Below are 16,821 nucleotides of genomic sequence, written 5' to 3'. Positions count from 1 at the left end.
AGGTCAGCCGCCGGTCCTGGTGGGCAATCCCGCCGACTTCCAGCCGAGGATTCCGCCGGCCAGATGCTTGTCGTAGGGCAGGCCTGCGGCCTGCGCCGCCAGCGAGGCAGTCACCGAGCGCTTGCCGGATCGGCAGGCGAATACCACTTCTCTGCCCTGCGGGTCGGGAATCGCCGCGGGATCGAAGCTCGACAGCGGCACGACGACGCCGTCAGGATAAGCCTCGGCAGCGACCTCGTTGGGCTCGCGGACGTCGACCAGCAGATAGCGGCCTTCCGCAATTCCCTTCGATACCTCATCCGGCATCAGATCATGCACCTTGTGGTCCGCCACTGAAAAATCCTCCGACACTCGTTAGGCCCGCTTTGGCTCCCGCCAGCCGAAGCGCAAAGTCGCCCCTCACGCATAGAAAATCAAGCGCCCCAAGACGCTTACCGGGCTTTCTCAAAGCTAGATCGTGACTTGTGTTCCAACCTCGACCACCCGCCCGGTCGGGATCTGGAAATAGTCGGTGGCGTCGTTGGAAATGCGGCTCAGCGCAATGAACAGATGATCCTGCCAGCGCGGCATGCCGGAATGCACGGCCGGCTTCAGCGCGCGGCGGGACAGGAAGAACGAGGTCGACATGATGTCGAACTGCCAGCCGAGCTTGCGGGCGATCGCCAGTGTCTTCGGCACGTTCGGCGATTCCATGAAGCCGAACTTCAGGGTGACCTTCGAGAAGGTCGGGCTGATTTCCTCCATCCGTACCCGCTCGGACGGGTCGATGCGGGGCGTCGGCGCGGTTTGGATGGTGAGGATGACGTTCTTCTCATGCAGCACCTTGTAGTGCTTCAGGCTGTGCATCAGCGCGGTCGGCGCGCTGACGGGATCGCTGGTCAGGAATACGGCAGTGCCGGGGACGCGTTGCGGCGGTCGCTTCTCCAGCATCGCAACGAGCTCGGCGAGCGGAAATTCCAGCTTGCGCGATTTCTCGAACAGCAGCCGGCTCCCGCGACGCCACGTGTACATCACCACGATCATCGCGGCGCCAAGCGCGAGTGGCACCCAACCGCCCTCCAGCACCTTGAGGAGATTGGCGGAGAGGAAGGTGAGATCAAGGAACAGGAACGGCGCGATCAGGCTGGCGGCCGCGAGCGGCGTCCAGTTCCAGACCCGCCAGATCACCACAAATCCCATCATCGCCGTCACCACCATCGTGCCGGTCACGGAGATGCCGTAGGCCGAGGCGAGCGCGCTCGAGGAACGGAACATCAGCACCAGCAGGATCACGGCGATGAACAGCAGGCGGTTGATGCGGGGCATATAGATCTGGCCGGAATGCGCTTCCGAGGTGTGGCGGATTTCAAACCGGGGCAGCAGGCCAAGCTGGATCGCCTGGCGCGTCAGCGAATAGGCGCCGGTGATGACGGCCTGGCTCGCGATCACGGTCGCAACCGTCGCAAGCGAGACCATCGGGATCAGCGCCCAATCCGGAAACATCAGGAAGAACGGGTTCTCGATTCCCTTGGGGTCTGCGATCACGAGCGCCCCCTGCCCGAGATAATTCAGCGCCAGTGACGGCAGCACGATGAGCAGCCACGCTGTCTGGATCGGCCGCTTGCCGAAATGGCCAAGATCGGCATAGAGCGCCTCCGCGCCGGTGACCGCGAGGAAGACCGCGCCAAGGGTGATGAAGCCGATCACGCCGTGATGCAGCATGAAGGACACCGCGTGAAACGGATTGAGCGCCTGCAGCACCTCCGGATGCCGCACGATCTGCGGCAAGGCCGCGATCGCGATCACCGCGAACCACAAACACATGACCGGCCCGAAGAACGCCGCGACGCGCGCGGTGCCGCGCGACTGCACCGAGAACAGAAGCACCAGGATCACGACGGTGATCGGAACGACATAGGGGTCGAAGCTCGCGGTGACGAGCTTGATGCCCTCGATTGCCGATAGCACCGACAGCGCGGGCGTGATGACGGCATCGCCATAGAACAGTGCGCCGCTGATGATGCCGAGCAGCACGATCGTGCCGGCACCCTTGGTCACCGCACGCTGCGCCAGCGCCATCAGTGCCAGCGTCCCGCCCTCGCCGTGGTTATCGGCGCGCAGCAGGATCACGACATATTTCAACGTGACCACGACGATCAGTGCCCACAGGATCAGACTGAGCACGCCGAGCACGGCATGCGGCGTCACCGCTCCCTCGGTGCCGCTGGCCGCCGCAACGGCTTCACGCAGCGCATAGAGCGGACTGGTGCCGATGTCGCCATAGACGACGCCGATGCTGCCGAGCATCAGCGCCTTGAAACCGGCCGTGGAATGCGCCTCGCCATGCCCGTTGGCCGCGGGCGTTTCCGCCGCGGCGATCGCACTCTCGGATGACATGGGAAGACGTGCCTCTATCTCTACTGCACTGCCGAACGCCAGGCGGCAGGCCTATACTCCCGGCGCGAATGCGAAGGTTAGCACGGATTCCGACCATCGGCATGCATTTCGCGCATGGATTTGAATCCGATTATTTTGAATTTCGTTCTCAGATCAGATAGTTACCTGGGTTCCCACTTCGACGACCCGACCGGTCGGGATCTGGAAATAGTCCGTGGCATCGTTGGCGGACCGGCTCATCGCGATGAAGAGATGGTCCTGCCATTGCGGCATGCCGGACTGCGCCGATGGCTTCAGCGAACGGCGCGACACGAAAAACGACGTCGCCATGATGTCGAACTGCCAGCCGAGCTTGCGCGCGACCGCAAGCGCCTTTGGCACGTTGGGGGACTCCATGTAGCCGAAGCGCAGCCGGACGGCAGAGAACTGGTTGCTGATGCGCTCCATCTGGACGCGCTCGGCGAGATCGACCCGCGGTGTCGGCGCGGTCTCGATGGTCAAGATGACATTATGCTCGTGCAGCACCTTGTTGTGCTTGAGATTGTGCAACAGCGCGGTCGGCACGAAACTCGGGTCGCTGGTGAGGAACACCGCGGTGCCCTTGACAATGTGCGGCGGCCGCTTTTCCAGGCTCTTGATCAGTTCGAGGAGCGGGACCTCGATGCGGCGGGTCTTGGCGACGAGGATCGCCGCACCGCGCCGCCAGGTCCAGATCATGATCGCCACTGTCGCGCCGAACAGCAGCGGCACCCACGCGCCCTCGAGCAACTTCAAGAGGTTGGCGCTGAAGAATGTCATGTCGACTACGACGAAGGGCAGGATCAGCGCTGCGGCGCTCGCGGCGCGCCAGTTCCACAACTTCCAGATTACGATGAAGCCCATGATGCCGTCGGCGACCATGGTCGTCGACACCGCGATGCCGTAGGCGGATGCCAATCCGCTCGACGTGCGGAACATCAGCACCAGCAGGACCACCCCGATCAACAGCAGACGATTGACGCGTGGCAGATAGATCTGGCCGGCGTGGGTCTCGGACGTATAGCGGACCTCGAAGCGCGGCAGGAGGCCGAGTTGCACTGCCTGACTGATCAGCGAATAGGCGCCGGTAATGACGGCCTGGCTTGCGATCACGGTTGCCACGGTCGCAAGCACCACCAGAGGCAGCAGCAGCACCTCCGGCACCATGCGGTAGAACGAGTTCTCGATCGCGGACGGATCGGACAGCACCAGCGCGCCCTGGCCGAAATAGTTCAGGAGCAGCGCCGGCAGCACGAAGAACACCCAGGCGGATTGGATCGGCTTGCGTCCGAAATGCCCGAGATCCGCATACAGCGCCTCGCCACCAGTCACCGCGAGGAACACCGCGCCCAGCGTCACCAGGCCGATCGTGCCGTGGGTCAGCATGAACTCGATCGCGTAGTATGGATTGATCGCCGCCAGCACCGACGGATCGTCCGTGATATGGACGATCCCCATCACCGCCAGCGAGGCGAACCACACCACCATGACCGGTCCAAAGGCCGAGGCTACGCGCGCCGTGCCACCCCTCTGCACCGAGAACAGCACGACGAGGATCAGGATCGTCACCGGCACGACATAATGTTCGAGATGCGGCGTGGCGAGCTTGAGGCCTTCGACGGCCGACAGCACCGAGATCGCCGGCGTGATCATGGAATCGCCGATGAACATCGAGGCGCCGAGCACGCCGAGCGCCAGCAGCGGCCAGCTACGGCGTCCGATTGCGCGCTGGCCGAGCGCCATCAGCGAGAGTGTGCCGCCCTCGCCATTATTGTCGGCGCGCAGCAGCAGCAGGACGTATTTCGCGGTGACGACGACGAAGAGCGACCAGAGAATCAGGCTGAGCACGCCGAGCACCATGATGCGCGTGACCGGCTGGCCATGCGCAGCGCCGCCCACAGCCTCGCGGAACGCGTAGAGTGGCGAAGTTCCGATGTCGCCGAACACAACGCCGATGCTGCCGAGCGTTAGCGCCCAAAAGCCGGAGCTGAGCTGCCCCTCCTGGGCTTCGGTGGATGAGACGCTGACAGCCATGACAGGTTGGAACGCTCTGCCGGGTGAATTGATCCGCGCGGCTATCGACGCTTCCGCGCTGGCTGTCAACCGAGCAACACGGCTACCGCAATGGTAGTATGGTAATTGAACTTACGGCTTGAGATCGGGCGGCAGCGGCGGATTTTCGCGCATCAATGTAATCGTCACGCGACGGTTGGCCGGCAGCGTCGGATCGTCGGGAAACAGGGGCTGACCATCGGCCTTACCCGACACCGCGAAGATGTGAGATGGCGGCAGCCCTTCCCGCTCCAGGATCTGCCTCACCGCATTGGCACGGTCAGCCGACAGATCGAAAGCGCCGTAGTCGCTGCGCGCCGGCACGAAGCCTGCGGCGGTATGTCCCACGATCGACACGCGCAGCGGCGTCGCCTTGAGCGGCGCGGCGAGCTTCTGGATCAGCCGCCGGGTGCGTTCATATGGCTCCCTGGAGCCGTCGGCGAACATCGAGCGGCCGTCCTGGTCGACGATCTCGAGGTTGAGCCCTTCCTTGGTTTCCTCGAACATGATGTGCTTGGACAGCTCCGTCAGCTCCGGCATGTCCTGCAGCGCCTGGCGCAGCGAGGCCGAGGCGAGCGCGAATTCGCGGTCGATCTTCAGCCGCGCACCGTTGATTTGGCTGCGCTCCTGCTGGTCCGGCGTCGGATTGGCGGAGGATTCCTCCGGCGAGATGTGCTCGACATTCTTCAGCTTCGGCCGCGTCGGCAGGCCGTCGGACTCGACGATGCCGGAATAGCGAACGTTGGTCTGCACGCCGAACGCGTCGCGCATCGAACCTGCGACGATCTTCAGCTTGTTGTTGTCCATGGTGGAGAAGGCGACGAGCATCACGAAGAAGCTCATCATCAGGCCCATCAGGTCGGCGAAGGTCACGAACCAGCCGTGACCTCCGGTATGGGCGCTGCCACGCTTTTTCTTGGCCATCGCTCAAAGCCCCAAACGCACCGGCCGGTCGTCAGGCCGGGACCGGCTCGCCTTCCTCCTGGCGATGCTTCTCCGGCAGATAGGCGAGCAGCATTTCGCGCACCAGCGCCGGGCTCTTGGAGTCGCGGATCATCAGAATGCCGTCGATGATCAGCGTGCGGTTGGTCTCCTCGTCGAGCAGCTTGCCATGCAGCTTGTCTGCGATCGGCAGGCAGAACAGGTTCGCGACCAGCGCACCGTACAGGGTTGCGAGCAGCGCGGTCGCCATGAAGGGGCCGAGCTTGGAGGGATCGGTCATGTTGGCGAACATCTGCACCATGCCGATCAGCGTGCCGATCATGCCGAAGGCCGGGGCGCAATCGCCGATCGCGCGGTAGATCTTGCTGCCCTCGTCGAGGTGCATCAGGAAGTTGTCGCGGTCGCGTTCGAGATTGTCGCGGATGAATTCGAGGTCGTAACCGTCGGCGACGTAACGGATCCCCTTGGCGAGGAAGGGATCAGTTGCTTCGACCTTTTCAAGGCCCACCGGCCCCTGCTTGCGGGCGATCTCGGCGATGCGGGCCAGTTCCTCGACGAGGTCGCGGGCCGACAGCCGGCTCATCGTGAAGGCAAATTTGGCGCCTAGCGGCAGCCCGTGCAGCATCACGCCGAGCGGAAAACGGATCATGGTCGCCGCGATCGAACCGCCGAAGATGATGATCATGGCGTGTTCGGAGATGAACATATGCAGGTCGCCGCCCATGATCATCATCACCGAAATGACGATGATGCCAGCCAACAGCCCGGCGCCTGTCATGATATCCATGGAAAACTCCAACGCGAACGCGACACCCGCCTGTCCTGGACGGGCCGCGATCCAAGGCGGACCGCGGCACGACCCTAACGTTAATGCGATTAAGGACGCGTTACCGAATTCGGTAGGGATAACAACAGGTAAACGCACTCCTTTGCGCGATGTGGTTGAAGCTGCTCGGTTTCCTCGCAATGCGCTGCTCTCGCATGCGCAAAGGACTGCCCGTAGAACGACGGACGTGGGATAGCCTGTCCCTTGCGAAGGAACGAGGCAGTGGAGAGAGAGGAGGACGGATGAAGGCGGTCATCGTCGAGCAATACGCGCCCATCGATCAGATCGGGTTGAAGGACATCGCTGTCCCCGTGGTGACGCCGGGCCAGCTCCGCATCCGGGTGCAGGCCGCGAGCGTCGGCTTTGTCGATGGGCTGAAAGTCGAGGGGCGCTACCAGACCCGGGATCCCCTGCCCTTTACGCCCGGCGCGGAATTTGCCGGCGTGATCGACGAAGTTGCCCCTGACGTCCAGGGCTTCGCGCCGGGCATGCGGGTGATGGGCGCAGCGCGCTCGGGCGCGCTCGCGGAATACATCGTCGTTCCGCCGGACGCTGTCGAGATCATGCCTGACGGATTGCAGCCGGAAGCCGGCGCCGCCTTCCGCACCAACTATCTGACCGCGCTCTACGCGCTCAGCGAACGCGGCTCGCTCCGCGCCGGCGAACAGTTGCTTGTGCTTGGAGCGGCCGGCGGCACCGGCATTGCTGCGATCCAGGTCGGCAAGCTGCTCGGCGCGCGCGTCATCGCCGCGGCCTCGACCGAGGACAAGCGCAAATTCGCCGCGAGCTTCGGCGCCGACGCCGTGATCGACTACTCCAGATCGGACTGGCGCGACACCCTGAAGGAATTGACCGGCGGCCACGGCGCCGACGTGATCTTCGATCCGGTCGGCGGCGAGATCTCGGTACAGGCGTTCCGTTCGATCGCATGGAACGGACGGCATCTCGTCGTGGGCTTTGCCTCAGGCAGCATCCCGGCGCTGCCGTTCAACCTGCCGCTGCTGAAGGGCGGCCTCCTGATCGGCGTCGACGTCGCCCAGATCGCGCGCCGCGAGCCGCTGGCGCAGGCGCGCGTGATGGCGCAATTGTCGGCATGGCTGAACGGCGGGAATCTGACGCCCGTCGTCGGCAAGGTGTTCGCCCTCGCGGATTTCCGCGAGGCGTTCAAGACCATGCAGACGCGCGCCGCGCTAGGCAAGATGGTCGTAAGGATCGGCTAGCGCGCGACGAGATGAGGATGATCATCGCGCTTTAGCTCACGGGAGCACTTCGACCTTTGCCGCCATGTCCGGTGGGCGCGAGACCCTGTATGTCGCATTGCTGCATCTGAGCACCCACACGGCATAGTCCGGCCGGGAGCGCTTCTTGTCCCGTGTCGCGCCGAGCGCCTTGTCGCAGGTAAAGCCTTGCAAGCGAATCTGAGCAGACAGCACGCTCTGCGGCGTCTGGGCCGCGGCAGGCCGCACGCTCGTCTGTGGACCGAATAGAACAACAGCAATGGCCAAGGACAATAAGCCAAGTGTCTTGCGCATGATTTAGCCCCTAAAGAACCGGTGTCCGCTCCTCTGTTGAACTATACAGCAGAAACACGGACTTTGTCTGGGATCGCCACAGCGCTTTCGAGCGAAGTGGACTTCGGTCGGCGTGAAGAAAACGCGCCAAAACAGGAATCTGGAGCTTCGGCGCGCGTCCCCCGCCGCTACCCCTTGGCGTCGCAGGCCCAGGCGCGGATCACACATTCCTTGCCGCCATATTCATAGCACTTGCGGGTAGCGGCGTTGAGCGAGCTCGCGATCGTCGGCGTCACGGCGTAGCCGTGGGGGCCGCAGGGATTGGTGATGTCGACCGACAAGGCGGCGCAAGCGCGCTTCATCGAGACGGCGGTGCAGTCCCCCTTGCACTGCTTGAGCGCCGCGGCGCGCGCCGCAGCCTCCGCCGGATAGTCGTAGGCCTGGCCGTAAGCCCCACATTTGCCGATCGCAAACGCGCCGGCCGCCCAAGTCTCGGTAGTGAAAAGCGAAGCGCCAAGCAACAGCGTGACGGCAAGTTTGAACAGCGCGCGACGTTGCGCGGCGACGGTCGAAACGATCAAGACGGAAATCCCCCAGAGCAGGGCGGCGAATCTATCCGGGGGACGTTTCCAGTTGGTGAATAGGAGCCGGCGACAACTGCGAACTACCCCCGCCGCGCGGCCTCCAGCCCCTGCGGCGTGTCGATGTCGAGGAACGCACCGTCGCCTTCGACCGGGACTTCCGCGACCGCTTCGGCGTGCTTCGCGATCAGGTGACGTGCGCCGATATCGCCGTCGAGCGTCATGAGTTCCTTGAAGAAACGCCGCGACCACAGCACCGGATTGCCGCGCCGGCCCTCGTTCACCGGTACCGCGATCAGATGGCCGCGGTCGGGCGCGAAATTGTCGATCAGGCGGTCGATCAACTGCGCATCGATCAAGGGCATATCGCCGAGGCAAACGATCGCGCCATCGGCGTTGTCCGAAACGGCCGAGATACCTGCCTTCACCGAGCTTGCAAGCCCGCCCGCGAAATCCGGATTGCGCGCGAATTTGACCTTGAGGCCGGTCAGGGCCTGCTCGACCAGCTCCGCCTGATGTCCGGTGACCACGATCACTTCCGAGACCTTCGAAGCCAGCGCCTGCTCGGCGGCGATCCGCACCAGCTTCTTGCCGTCGAGCTCGGCAAGCAGCTTGTTGGGGCCGCCCATCCGGGTCGAGCGCCCGGCGGCGAGCACGATCGCCGCGACGTTGCGGTTGCCTTCAGTGTCGGGGACCGCACGCGGCTGCGGCCGCGTCACGATCTCCATCAACAGGCCGCCGACGCCCATGCCGGTGAGATCGGCGCGCGTCACCTCGATGCCGGCGAGCAGACGCATCAGCACCCAGTCGAAGCCGTTCTCCACCGGCGAGCGCGCGCAGCCCGGCGCGCCCAGCACTGGCACACCGGCGGCGCTACCGATCAGAAGCAGATTGCCGGGATCGACCGGCATGCCGAAATGCTCGATCGCGCCGCCGATCCCCTCGATCGCGGCCGGAATCACGTCGCGCCGGTCGGCGATCGCGGACGCCCCGAACACGATGACGAGTTCTGCGCCAAGGCCGAGCAGTTCCTTGATCGCCGCGGCAAGCGCCCTCTCCTCATGCGGCACACGGCGCTCGGCGATGATGGCCGCATCTGCCGGCGCCAGCCGTTCGGCAGTCACGCGCAGCGTCTTGTCGATCACCTTCGGCGACAGTCCTGGCAACAGCGTCGAGACCACGCCAATCTTCTTGATCATGTATGGCGCAATGCGCAGCGTATCGGTGCCGGCAACGGCGACGGCTGCGTCCCGCAGCCTCGCCTCGACGCCGAACGGGATCAGCTTGACGGTCGCGATCATCTCGCCCTCGACCACCGGCTTGAACGCCGGGAGCGTCGCAAACGTGATGGCCTCATCGACGCCGTTGATGCGATCGACCGCGGCGCGATCGACCACCAACACCCCGGGGCGCGCGGCGAACAGATTGGCGCGGCCGGTAAAGGCGCGCTCGACATTGACACCGTCGCCGGCGACGGCTTGCGCGATGCTGGCGGCCGCGACGTCCTCGGAGACGTCACCCTCCTCCAGCCGCACAACGACGATTTCCTTGACCCCCGCACTGGTCAAAGCATCGACCTCGCTGGGGCCGATCGTGGTGCCCTTCTTGAGCACCAGCGAACCCCGGCGGAGCGTATGTACGGTGACGCCGCCAATCGCGTCGGCCAGACTGGCGGGACCGAACTTCATGCCGCTTGTTCTTTCTCTTTGGGGGGCAAGCGCAGTTGAGCCGTGATCTCGGCCATGATCGCAACGGCGATCTCCGACGGTGACACTGCGCCGATCGGCAGACCAATCGGCGCGTGAATGCGCGCAATATCGACTTCCTTGGCGCCCAGCGCCCGCAGCCGATCGGCGCGTTTGGCATGCGTCTTCCGTGAGCCGAGCGCGCCGACATAGAAGCAGTCGCGCTCGAAGGCATGCAGCAGCGCCGGATCGTCGATCTTGGGGTCGTGGGTGACCGCGACGAACGCAGTGTAGTGATCGACGTTGAGCGGCGGCAACGCCACGTCGGGCCATTCCGCAATCAGCGGCACGTCGGGAAAGCGCTCCGGGCTCGCAAAGGCCGTGCGCGGATCCACCACTGTCACATCGTAGTCGAGCGCGCGCGCGATCGGCGCCAGAGCCTGGCTGATATGGACCGCGCCGATGATCACGAGCTTGGCGGTCGGCGCGTAGACGTTGAGAAACAATTTCTTGCCGCCGACCTCGACGTTCGCGCTCTTGCCCATCCGCAATTGCGTTGCGATCTCGGCGCGCAACGGATCGGACGGGATGTCCTTGGCCTTCACCAGCCGCTGCTCGCCGTTGGAGGTGTCGGTGACGATGATCACCGGGCGGCGCGCGGCGCGCTCGGCGTTCAGCTCTCTCAGGGTTTCAAGCTTCACGGCTAGCCGACCTTCTCGACGAAGACGCGGATGGTGCCGCCGCAGGAGAGACCGACGTTCCATGCGGTCTCGTCGGCGACGCCGAATTCCAGCATTTTGGGGTGGCCATTGGCGATCACGTCGAGCGCCTCGGTGACGACGGCGCCCTCGACGCAGCCGCCCGAGACCGAACCCAGAAACGTGCCGTCGTCGTTGATCACGAGGCTCGAGCCGGCCGGCCGCGGAGCCGAGCCCCAGGTCTCGACCACGGTGGCGAGCGCGACTCCATGGCCCTGCTTCTGCCAGGTCTCGGCCGCCTGAAGAATGTCTTCGTCGCGGTTCAGCATGTTGGCCTCCTACCTTTTTCGGATCATGCTTAAGCTACAGAGCGGATCAGGCTGCGGTGGTGTGCCGGCGGCGGGGACGACAGCGCCTCGATCAACCCCTTGATTGACGTCAAATTATGCACCGGGCGAAATTCGTCAACGTGCGGCAGCATCATTTTGATGCCCTGCGCCTTGGCCTCGAAACCGCTGTAGCGCAGCAGCGGATTGAGCCAGATCAGGCGGCGGCAGGAGCGGTGCAGCCGATCCATCTCGAAGGCGAGTTTTGCATCGGCCTCGCGCTCGAGCCCGTCGGAGATCAGAAGCACGATCGCCCCCTGCCCCAGCACGCGGCGTGCCCAAAGCTGGTTGAAGGTATGCAGGGAGGTGGCGATCCTTGTACCGCCAGCCCAGTCCTCGACCGAGGACGAGCAATGCGCCAGCGCCTCGTCCGGATCGCGCTGCCGCAGTGCGCGCGTCACATTGGTCAGGCGGGTACCGAACAGGAACACCGAGACGCGCTTGCGGGCATCGGTGATGGCGTGGAGAAAGTGCAGGAACAGGCGGGTGTATTCGCTCATCGAGCCGGAGATATCGAGCAGCGCCACGATCGGCGCGGGCCTTTCGATACGGCCGAGCTTGCGGATATCGATGATCTCGCCGCCGGTGCGCAAGGAGTTGCGCACTGTGCGGCGCATGTCGAGCCTCAAGCCTCGCGGGTCGGGCTGGTAGCGGCGGGTTTGCAACTCGGCCTGCGGCAGCTTCATGAGGGCGATCTCGCGGGTGACCTCGGCGATTTCAGCCGCCGTCATCTGCGCGAAGTCCTTCCTCTGCAGGATTTCCTTGTCGGAGACCGAGAGCTTGAGCTCCTGCTCCTGGGCCTGCGGCCGCTCCTCCTGCATGGCGGGCTGCGACATTGCCTCCTGGACGCGGCGCGAGGCCGGTGGCGGCTTCTTCCTCGCATGATCCGGCAGCGGCACCGAATCCAGCATGCTCTTCCATTCCTCTGCGGCGCGGAAGAACAGCTCGAAGGCCTGGCGGAAGATCAGCGCATGTTCGTGGCGCTTGACGAAGATCGATTCGAGCGTGGTGTAGAAATCACCGCGATTGCCGACCTCGATCAGTTGCAGCGCATTGAGCGCGTCGATCACCGAGCCCGGGCCGACCGGGAGCCCGGCCGCCCGCAGCGCGCGGGCAAAGCCGATGACGTTGTCGGCCATGTGGCCGGTCGGAGGCGCAAGATGATTGATCGCCATCGAACCACTCGGTTTGCGGCGGACGCCGTCAGTTGTCGCTCGTCGCTTCCTTCAAGGTCTTCTGCAGCGCGTCGCCCTGCATGCGCGCAATATCATCCTGGTACTTCAACAGCGCGCCCAGCGTGTCGCCGACCACCTGCGGCGTCAGCGAACGCGCGTCGAGCTCGGAAAGCGCGGTCGCCCAGTCGATGGTCTCTGCGACGCCCGGCGACTTGTAGAAATCCTGGTTGCGCAACGCCTGCACGAAACGGACGACCTGCTGCGACAGCTTTGCCGAAATGTTCGGCACGCGCGACTTGACGATCGCAAGCTCACGCTCGGCGGAGGGATAATCCACCCAGTGATAGAGACAGCGACGCTTCAGCGCGTCGTGGATCTCGCGGGTGCGGTTGGAGGTGATGATCACGATCGGCGGCGCCGGTGCCTTCACCGTGCCGAGTTCGGGAATGGTCACCTGGAAGTCGCTGAGGATCTCGAGCAGGTACGCCTCGAACGCCTCGTCGGCGCGGTCGAGTTCGTCGATCAGGAGCACCGGCGCGCCCGCCACATCGGGCTCCAGCGCCTGCAATAGCGGTCGCTTGATCAGGAAGCGCTCGGCGAAGATGTCGCTCGCAAGCTGGTCGCGATCGGCATCGCCGGCCGCTTCCGCGAGGCGGATCGCGATCATCTGCGCGGCGCTGCTCCATTCATAGACGGCCGAAGCAACGTCGAGCCCTTCATAGCATTGCAGGCGGATCAGCTTTCGCCCGAGCGCCGCCGACAGCACCTTCGCAATCTCGGTCTTGCCGACGCCGGCCTCGCCCTCCAGGAACAACGGACGGCCCATGCGCAGCGCGAGATAGGTCACGGTCGCGAGCGACCGCTCGGCGAGGTAGCCGCGCGACGTCAGCAACTCCAGCAGCGCATCGACGGAAGTGGGTAGCGCCGATGCACTCATGGGACCGCCAGTCTTCGAGCAGGTTTTGGCAAAATCACGCTTTGCAGCTTACGACTCGGAATTTAGCCCTTGGCGGCCGCGGCTTCCACCGCCCTGCGCGCCAGGACGCCGATCAGATGCGCGCGGTACTCGGCGCTGCCGTGCAGGTCGCTGTTGAGGCCTTCGGCCGGTACGCTCATGCCCTCGAGCACCTTGTGCGAGAAACGCTTCTTCAGCGCCTCCTCGAACGCCGCGACACGGAACACGCCATCCGAACCTGCGCCCGTCACCGCGACGCGCACGTCGGACGGACGCCTGGCCACGAACACACCTACCAACGCGTAACGCGAGGCCTGGTTGCGGAATTTCACATAGGCCGCCTTCTTCGGCAGCGGGAACATCACCTTGGTAATGATCTCGTCCACTTCCAGCGCGGTCGAGAACAAGCCCTGGAAATATTCCTCGGCCTTCAGCCGTCGCTTGTTGGTGACGATGGTCGCACCGAGCGCCAGCACCGCGGCCGGGTAGTCCGCAGTCGGGTCGTTGTTGGCGAGCGAGCCGCCGATCGTGCCGCGATGGCGGACGGCGGGGTCGCCGATCAGACCGGCCAGTTCAGCGAGCGCTGGGATCGCCTCGCCGACGATCGCCGAACTTGCGACATCGGCATGCCGCGCGGTGGCGCCGATCACGAGCGAACGGCCCTTCATCTCGATCGTGTCGAGACCTTCGACGTGGGAGAGGTCGACCAGATGCGGCGGGCTCGCCAGCCGCTGCTTCATGACGGGCACGAGCGTGTGACCGCCGGCGATCAGCTTGGCATCCTCGTTCTTTACCAGAAGGTTGGCAGCCTGCCGCACGGTCGCCGGACGATGGTATTTGAATTCGTACATTGGAAATGTCCCGATCGCTGGTCGCGATGAATGCGGATTACGCGAGGTCCGACTTCGCCATCGCCTTGGCGCCGGCGGCGATCGAAGCGACGATGTTCTGGTAGCCTGTGCAACGGCACAGATTGCCTTCGAGCTCTTCGCGGATGACCTCGTCGGAGAGATCGTGGCCCTTGCGATGGACCATGTCGACAGCGGTCATGATCATGCCGGGGGTGCAGAAGCCGCACTGCAGGCCGTGATGCTCGCGGAACGCCTCCTGCATTGGATGCAGCGGCGCGCCGTCGGCGGCCAGCCCTTCGATGGTCTTGACCTCGTGTCCATCGGCCATCACCGCGAGCGTGGTGCAGGATTTCACCGCCTTGCCATCCAGGTGCACGACGCAAGCGCCGCACTGCGACGTGTCGCAGCCGACATGCGTACCGGTCAGCCGCAGGTTTTCGCGCAAAAATTGGACCAGAAGGGTACGGGGATCGACGTTGGCGTTCACGGGGTTGCCGTTCACGATCATTGAAATCTTGGCCATCAGCACTCTCTTATCTGCGCCACCGCATATCGGCAGAACAGGCGTTTAAAACCATCATCGACGACATAATATGAGCCGGCCCAGCAATGAGCAACCTTCCGAGCCACTCGTCCAGGCATGGCCAGACATGACTAACCCGGCTGTTGGTCGGGCTGTCCCTGCACCGCCTTGGCGAAATTCGCGAAGAATTCATCGGCAAGTTTCTTGGCGGTGCCGTTGATCAGGCGCTGGCCGAGCTGGGCGAGCTTGCCGCCGATCTGGGCCTCGACATTGTAGCTCAACAGCGTGCCGCCATCCTTGTCGGCGAGCGCGACGGTGGCGCCGCCCTTGGCGAAGCCGGCCACGCCGCCCTCGCCCTCGCCCGAGATCTTGTAGCCGTTCGGCGGATCGAGATCGCTCAGCGTGACCTTGCCCTTGAAACGTGCGGAGACCGGCCCGACCTTCATCTTGGCGACGGCCCGGAAGCCATATTCGTCGGTCTTTTCCAGCTCCTCGCAGCCGGGAATACACGCCTTCAGCACCTCGGGATTGTTGAGCTTATCCCACACGTCCTGGCGCGGCGCCGCGAGCTGGACTTCGCCGTTCATCGTCATGGCCATGTGAGATGCCTCCCGATCGCTGTAACCTTCCCCAGTAAAGCAGCCCGCGCGCAAAGGAAAGGGTCGCCGGGAGGGATGAGCGATGCATATTCGCAGCGCAGCAAGACCGCCCCCGTTCACAACACCGCACAATCCGTGCGGCGGTTGAAAAACCGGTCGGCAGGCATTGGCAGGGCGCTTGCAGAATGGTTATGTCGCGCGACATGAGTACGGCTCTTTCTCCCCTGCTTGCGCCGATGCTGTCGAGCTCCGCGATGCGCGCGGTGTGCGACGATGCCGCCTATCTGCAAAACATGCTGGAATTCGAGGCCGCGCTGGCCCGCGCGGAGGCTGCCTGCGGCGTGATCCCGGCGAAGGCAGCACAGCCGATCGAGGCCGCCTGCAAGGCCGAATCGATCGACCGGATCGCGCTGGCGGAGGCCGCGACGCGCGCCGGCAATCTCGCGATGCCCCTCGTCAAGGCGCTGACCGCCAACGTCGCGAAGGCGGACAGCGAGGCCGCGCGTTATGTGCATTGGGGCGCGACCAGCCAGGACGTCATCGACACAGCGACGATGCTCACCCTTCGCGCCGGCATTGATGCATTGCTCGCCGACATCGATCGCGCCGTCGCCGGCTTTGCCGGGCTGGCGCGGCAGCATCGCGACACCGCGGCCGTAGGGCGCACCTGGCTGCAGCACGCGCTGCCGATGCCGTTCGGCTTGAAGCTCGCCGAATATGCGGCGGCCCTGCACCGCTCCCGCAAGCGCCTGCGGCGCCTGCGGAGCGAGACGCTGGCGCTGCAATTCGGCGGCGCGGTCGGGACGCTTGCCGCGCTCGGCGACAAAGGGTTGACAGTCTCCGAGCAGCTCGCGCGCGACCTGAATTTGCCGCTGCCCGACGCACCCTGGCACAGCCACCGCGACCGCATTGCGGAGGCGGCTTCGGTGTTCGCCATCGTCGCTGGCACCTGCGGCAAGATCGCGCGCGATGTCTCGCTGATGATGCAGACCGACGTCGGGGAAGCCTTCGAACCCGCGGGCGAAGGCCGCGGCGGCTCATCCACCATGCCGCACAAGCGCAATCCGGTTGCCGCTGCCGGCGCACTCGCGGCTGCGACCATGGCGCCCAACCTCACCGCCACGATTCTGGCTGCGCAGGTGCACGATCATGAGCGCAGCGCCGGCCCCTGGCACGCGGAATGGCCGACGCTGCCGACCCTGATGCTGGTCACTTCGGGTGCACTCGCCGCCATCGTCGATTTGGCCGAAGGGCTCGAAGTCGATAAGGCCCGCATGCGCGCCAATCTCGAGGCCACCGGTGGGCTGATCATGGCGGAAAGAGTGGCGATGACGCTCGCCGAGACGATCGGCAAGAGCGAGGCGCATCATCTGATCGAGGCAGCGAGCAAGAAAGCCGTCGCGGAGAAGAAGCATTTGCGCGACGTGCTGTCGGCAGATCCAATGATCGCCTCCCGGCTTGGCGCGGACAGAATTGCGGCCTTGTTCGACCCAATGACCTATCAGGGCGCCTCGCAAGTCCTGATCGACCGCCTGCTCGCTTCGCTGAACGAAAAGTAGCGTAGATGTCATCGCCGGGCTTGACCCGGCAATCCATCCTCTTCGATAGATGGATGCGCGGGTCAGATGCGGAAGACGCGCTTC

At 64.6% G+C, this 16,821-nt stretch carries 17 protein-coding genes; 2 read left to right on the top strand and 15 right to left on the bottom strand.

The annotated features are described in order from the left end of the window. Window positions 1-3: 3 nt before the first annotated feature. From JQ553_RS24810 to JQ553_RS24790, 5 genes are all read right to left on the bottom strand, one after another. Complete coding sequence (locus tag JQ553_RS24810) at window positions 4-306, bottom strand: rhodanese-like domain-containing protein (protein WP_212502707.1); 303 nt, start codon at window positions 304-306, stop codon at window positions 4-6. A gap of 144 nt (window positions 307-450) precedes the next feature. Next, on the bottom strand, window positions 451-2,376 hold the full coding sequence (locus tag JQ553_RS24805; RefSeq protein WP_212502646.1) for a potassium transporter Kup: 1,926 nt from the start codon (window positions 2,374-2,376) through the stop codon (window positions 451-453). Window positions 2,377-2,529: 153 nt separating this feature from the next. Further along, the gene (locus tag JQ553_RS24800) at window positions 2,530-4,428 is read right to left on the bottom strand and encodes a potassium transporter Kup (protein ID WP_212502645.1); all 1,899 of its coding nucleotides are present in this window, start codon (window positions 4,426-4,428) and stop codon (window positions 2,530-2,532) included. A gap of 111 nt (window positions 4,429-4,539) precedes the next feature. After that, entirely contained in the window at window positions 4,540-5,370 is an 831-nt protein-coding gene (locus JQ553_RS24795) for a flagellar motor protein MotB (protein WP_212502644.1), read from the bottom strand. 31 nt (window positions 5,371-5,401) lie between these two features. Beyond that, window positions 5,402-6,175: a motility protein A gene (locus JQ553_RS24790; RefSeq protein WP_212502643.1), complete on the bottom strand. Its 774-nt coding sequence runs from the start codon at window positions 6,173-6,175 to the stop codon at window positions 5,402-5,404. Window positions 6,176-6,456: 281 nt separating this feature from the next. On the opposite strand from JQ553_RS24790, the gene JQ553_RS24785 reads away from it, so the two are divergent. Further along, entirely contained in the window at window positions 6,457-7,434 is a 978-nt protein-coding gene (locus JQ553_RS24785; RefSeq protein ID WP_212502642.1) for an NADPH:quinone oxidoreductase family protein, read from the top strand. A 36-nt stretch (window positions 7,435-7,470) separates the two neighbouring features. Here JQ553_RS24785 and JQ553_RS24780 read toward each other — a convergent pair whose 3' ends face one another. The 10 genes from JQ553_RS24780 to JQ553_RS24735 all read right to left on the bottom strand — a co-directional run bounded on the left by JQ553_RS24780 (window position 7,471) and on the right by JQ553_RS24735 (window position 15,178). Beyond that, on the bottom strand, window positions 7,471-7,746 hold the full coding sequence (locus JQ553_RS24780) for a hypothetical protein (RefSeq protein ID WP_212502641.1): 276 nt from the start codon (window positions 7,744-7,746) through the stop codon (window positions 7,471-7,473). A gap of 167 nt (window positions 7,747-7,913) precedes the next feature. After that, complete coding sequence (locus JQ553_RS24775; protein WP_212502706.1) at window positions 7,914-8,303, bottom strand: DUF4189 domain-containing protein; 390 nt, start codon at window positions 8,301-8,303, stop codon at window positions 7,914-7,916. Between the two features lie 86 nt (window positions 8,304-8,389). Next, the gene (locus JQ553_RS24770) at window positions 8,390-9,994 is read right to left on the bottom strand and encodes an NTP transferase domain-containing protein (protein WP_212502640.1); all 1,605 of its coding nucleotides are present in this window, start codon (window positions 9,992-9,994) and stop codon (window positions 8,390-8,392) included. Then, complete coding sequence (locus tag JQ553_RS24765; RefSeq protein WP_212502639.1) at window positions 9,991-10,692, bottom strand: XdhC family protein; 702 nt, start codon at window positions 10,690-10,692, stop codon at window positions 9,991-9,993. The genes JQ553_RS24770 and JQ553_RS24765 overlap by 4 nt, the downstream gene beginning before the upstream one ends. Before the next feature lie 2 nt (window positions 10,693-10,694). Beyond that, window positions 10,695-11,018: an XdhC family protein gene (locus tag JQ553_RS24760; RefSeq protein WP_212502638.1), complete on the bottom strand. Its 324-nt coding sequence runs from the start codon at window positions 11,016-11,018 to the stop codon at window positions 10,695-10,697. Window positions 11,019-11,047: 29 nt separating this feature from the next. Beyond that, entirely contained in the window at window positions 11,048-12,250 is a 1,203-nt protein-coding gene (locus tag JQ553_RS24755; protein WP_212502637.1) for a VWA domain-containing protein, read from the bottom strand. A 28-nt stretch (window positions 12,251-12,278) separates the two neighbouring features. Continuing rightward, a complete protein-coding gene (locus JQ553_RS24750; RefSeq protein WP_212502636.1) occupies window positions 12,279-13,187 on the bottom strand; it encodes a MoxR family ATPase in 909 nt (302 codons plus the stop codon). Window positions 13,188-13,249: 62 nt separating this feature from the next. Next, window positions 13,250-14,056 (bottom strand): xanthine dehydrogenase family protein subunit M, encoded by an 807-nt coding sequence (locus tag JQ553_RS24745; protein WP_212502635.1) that lies wholly within the window; start codon window positions 14,054-14,056, stop codon window positions 13,250-13,252. Window positions 14,057-14,093: 37 nt separating this feature from the next. Next, a complete protein-coding gene (locus JQ553_RS24740; protein ID WP_212502634.1) occupies window positions 14,094-14,579 on the bottom strand; it encodes a (2Fe-2S)-binding protein in 486 nt (161 codons plus the stop codon). 131 nt (window positions 14,580-14,710) lie between these two features. Then, window positions 14,711-15,178, bottom strand: a complete 468-nt coding sequence (locus JQ553_RS24735) for a CoxG family protein (protein WP_212502633.1) — start codon at window positions 15,176-15,178, stop codon at window positions 14,711-14,713. Window positions 15,179-15,381: 203 nt separating this feature from the next. On the opposite strand from JQ553_RS24735, the gene JQ553_RS24730 reads away from it, so the two are divergent. Beyond that, entirely contained in the window at window positions 15,382-16,737 is a 1,356-nt protein-coding gene (locus tag JQ553_RS24730) for a 3-carboxy-cis,cis-muconate cycloisomerase (RefSeq protein ID WP_212502632.1), read from the top strand. Window positions 16,738-16,821: the final 84 nt, after the last annotated feature.

Source organism: Bradyrhizobium lablabi (genome assembly GCF_018131005.1).
Taxonomy (GTDB): Bacteria; Pseudomonadota; Alphaproteobacteria; order Rhizobiales; family Xanthobacteraceae; genus Bradyrhizobium; species Bradyrhizobium lablabi_D.
The sequence above is the reverse complement of the archived record's forward strand: the minus strand, read 5'-3'. Positions and strand labels throughout refer to the sequence as shown.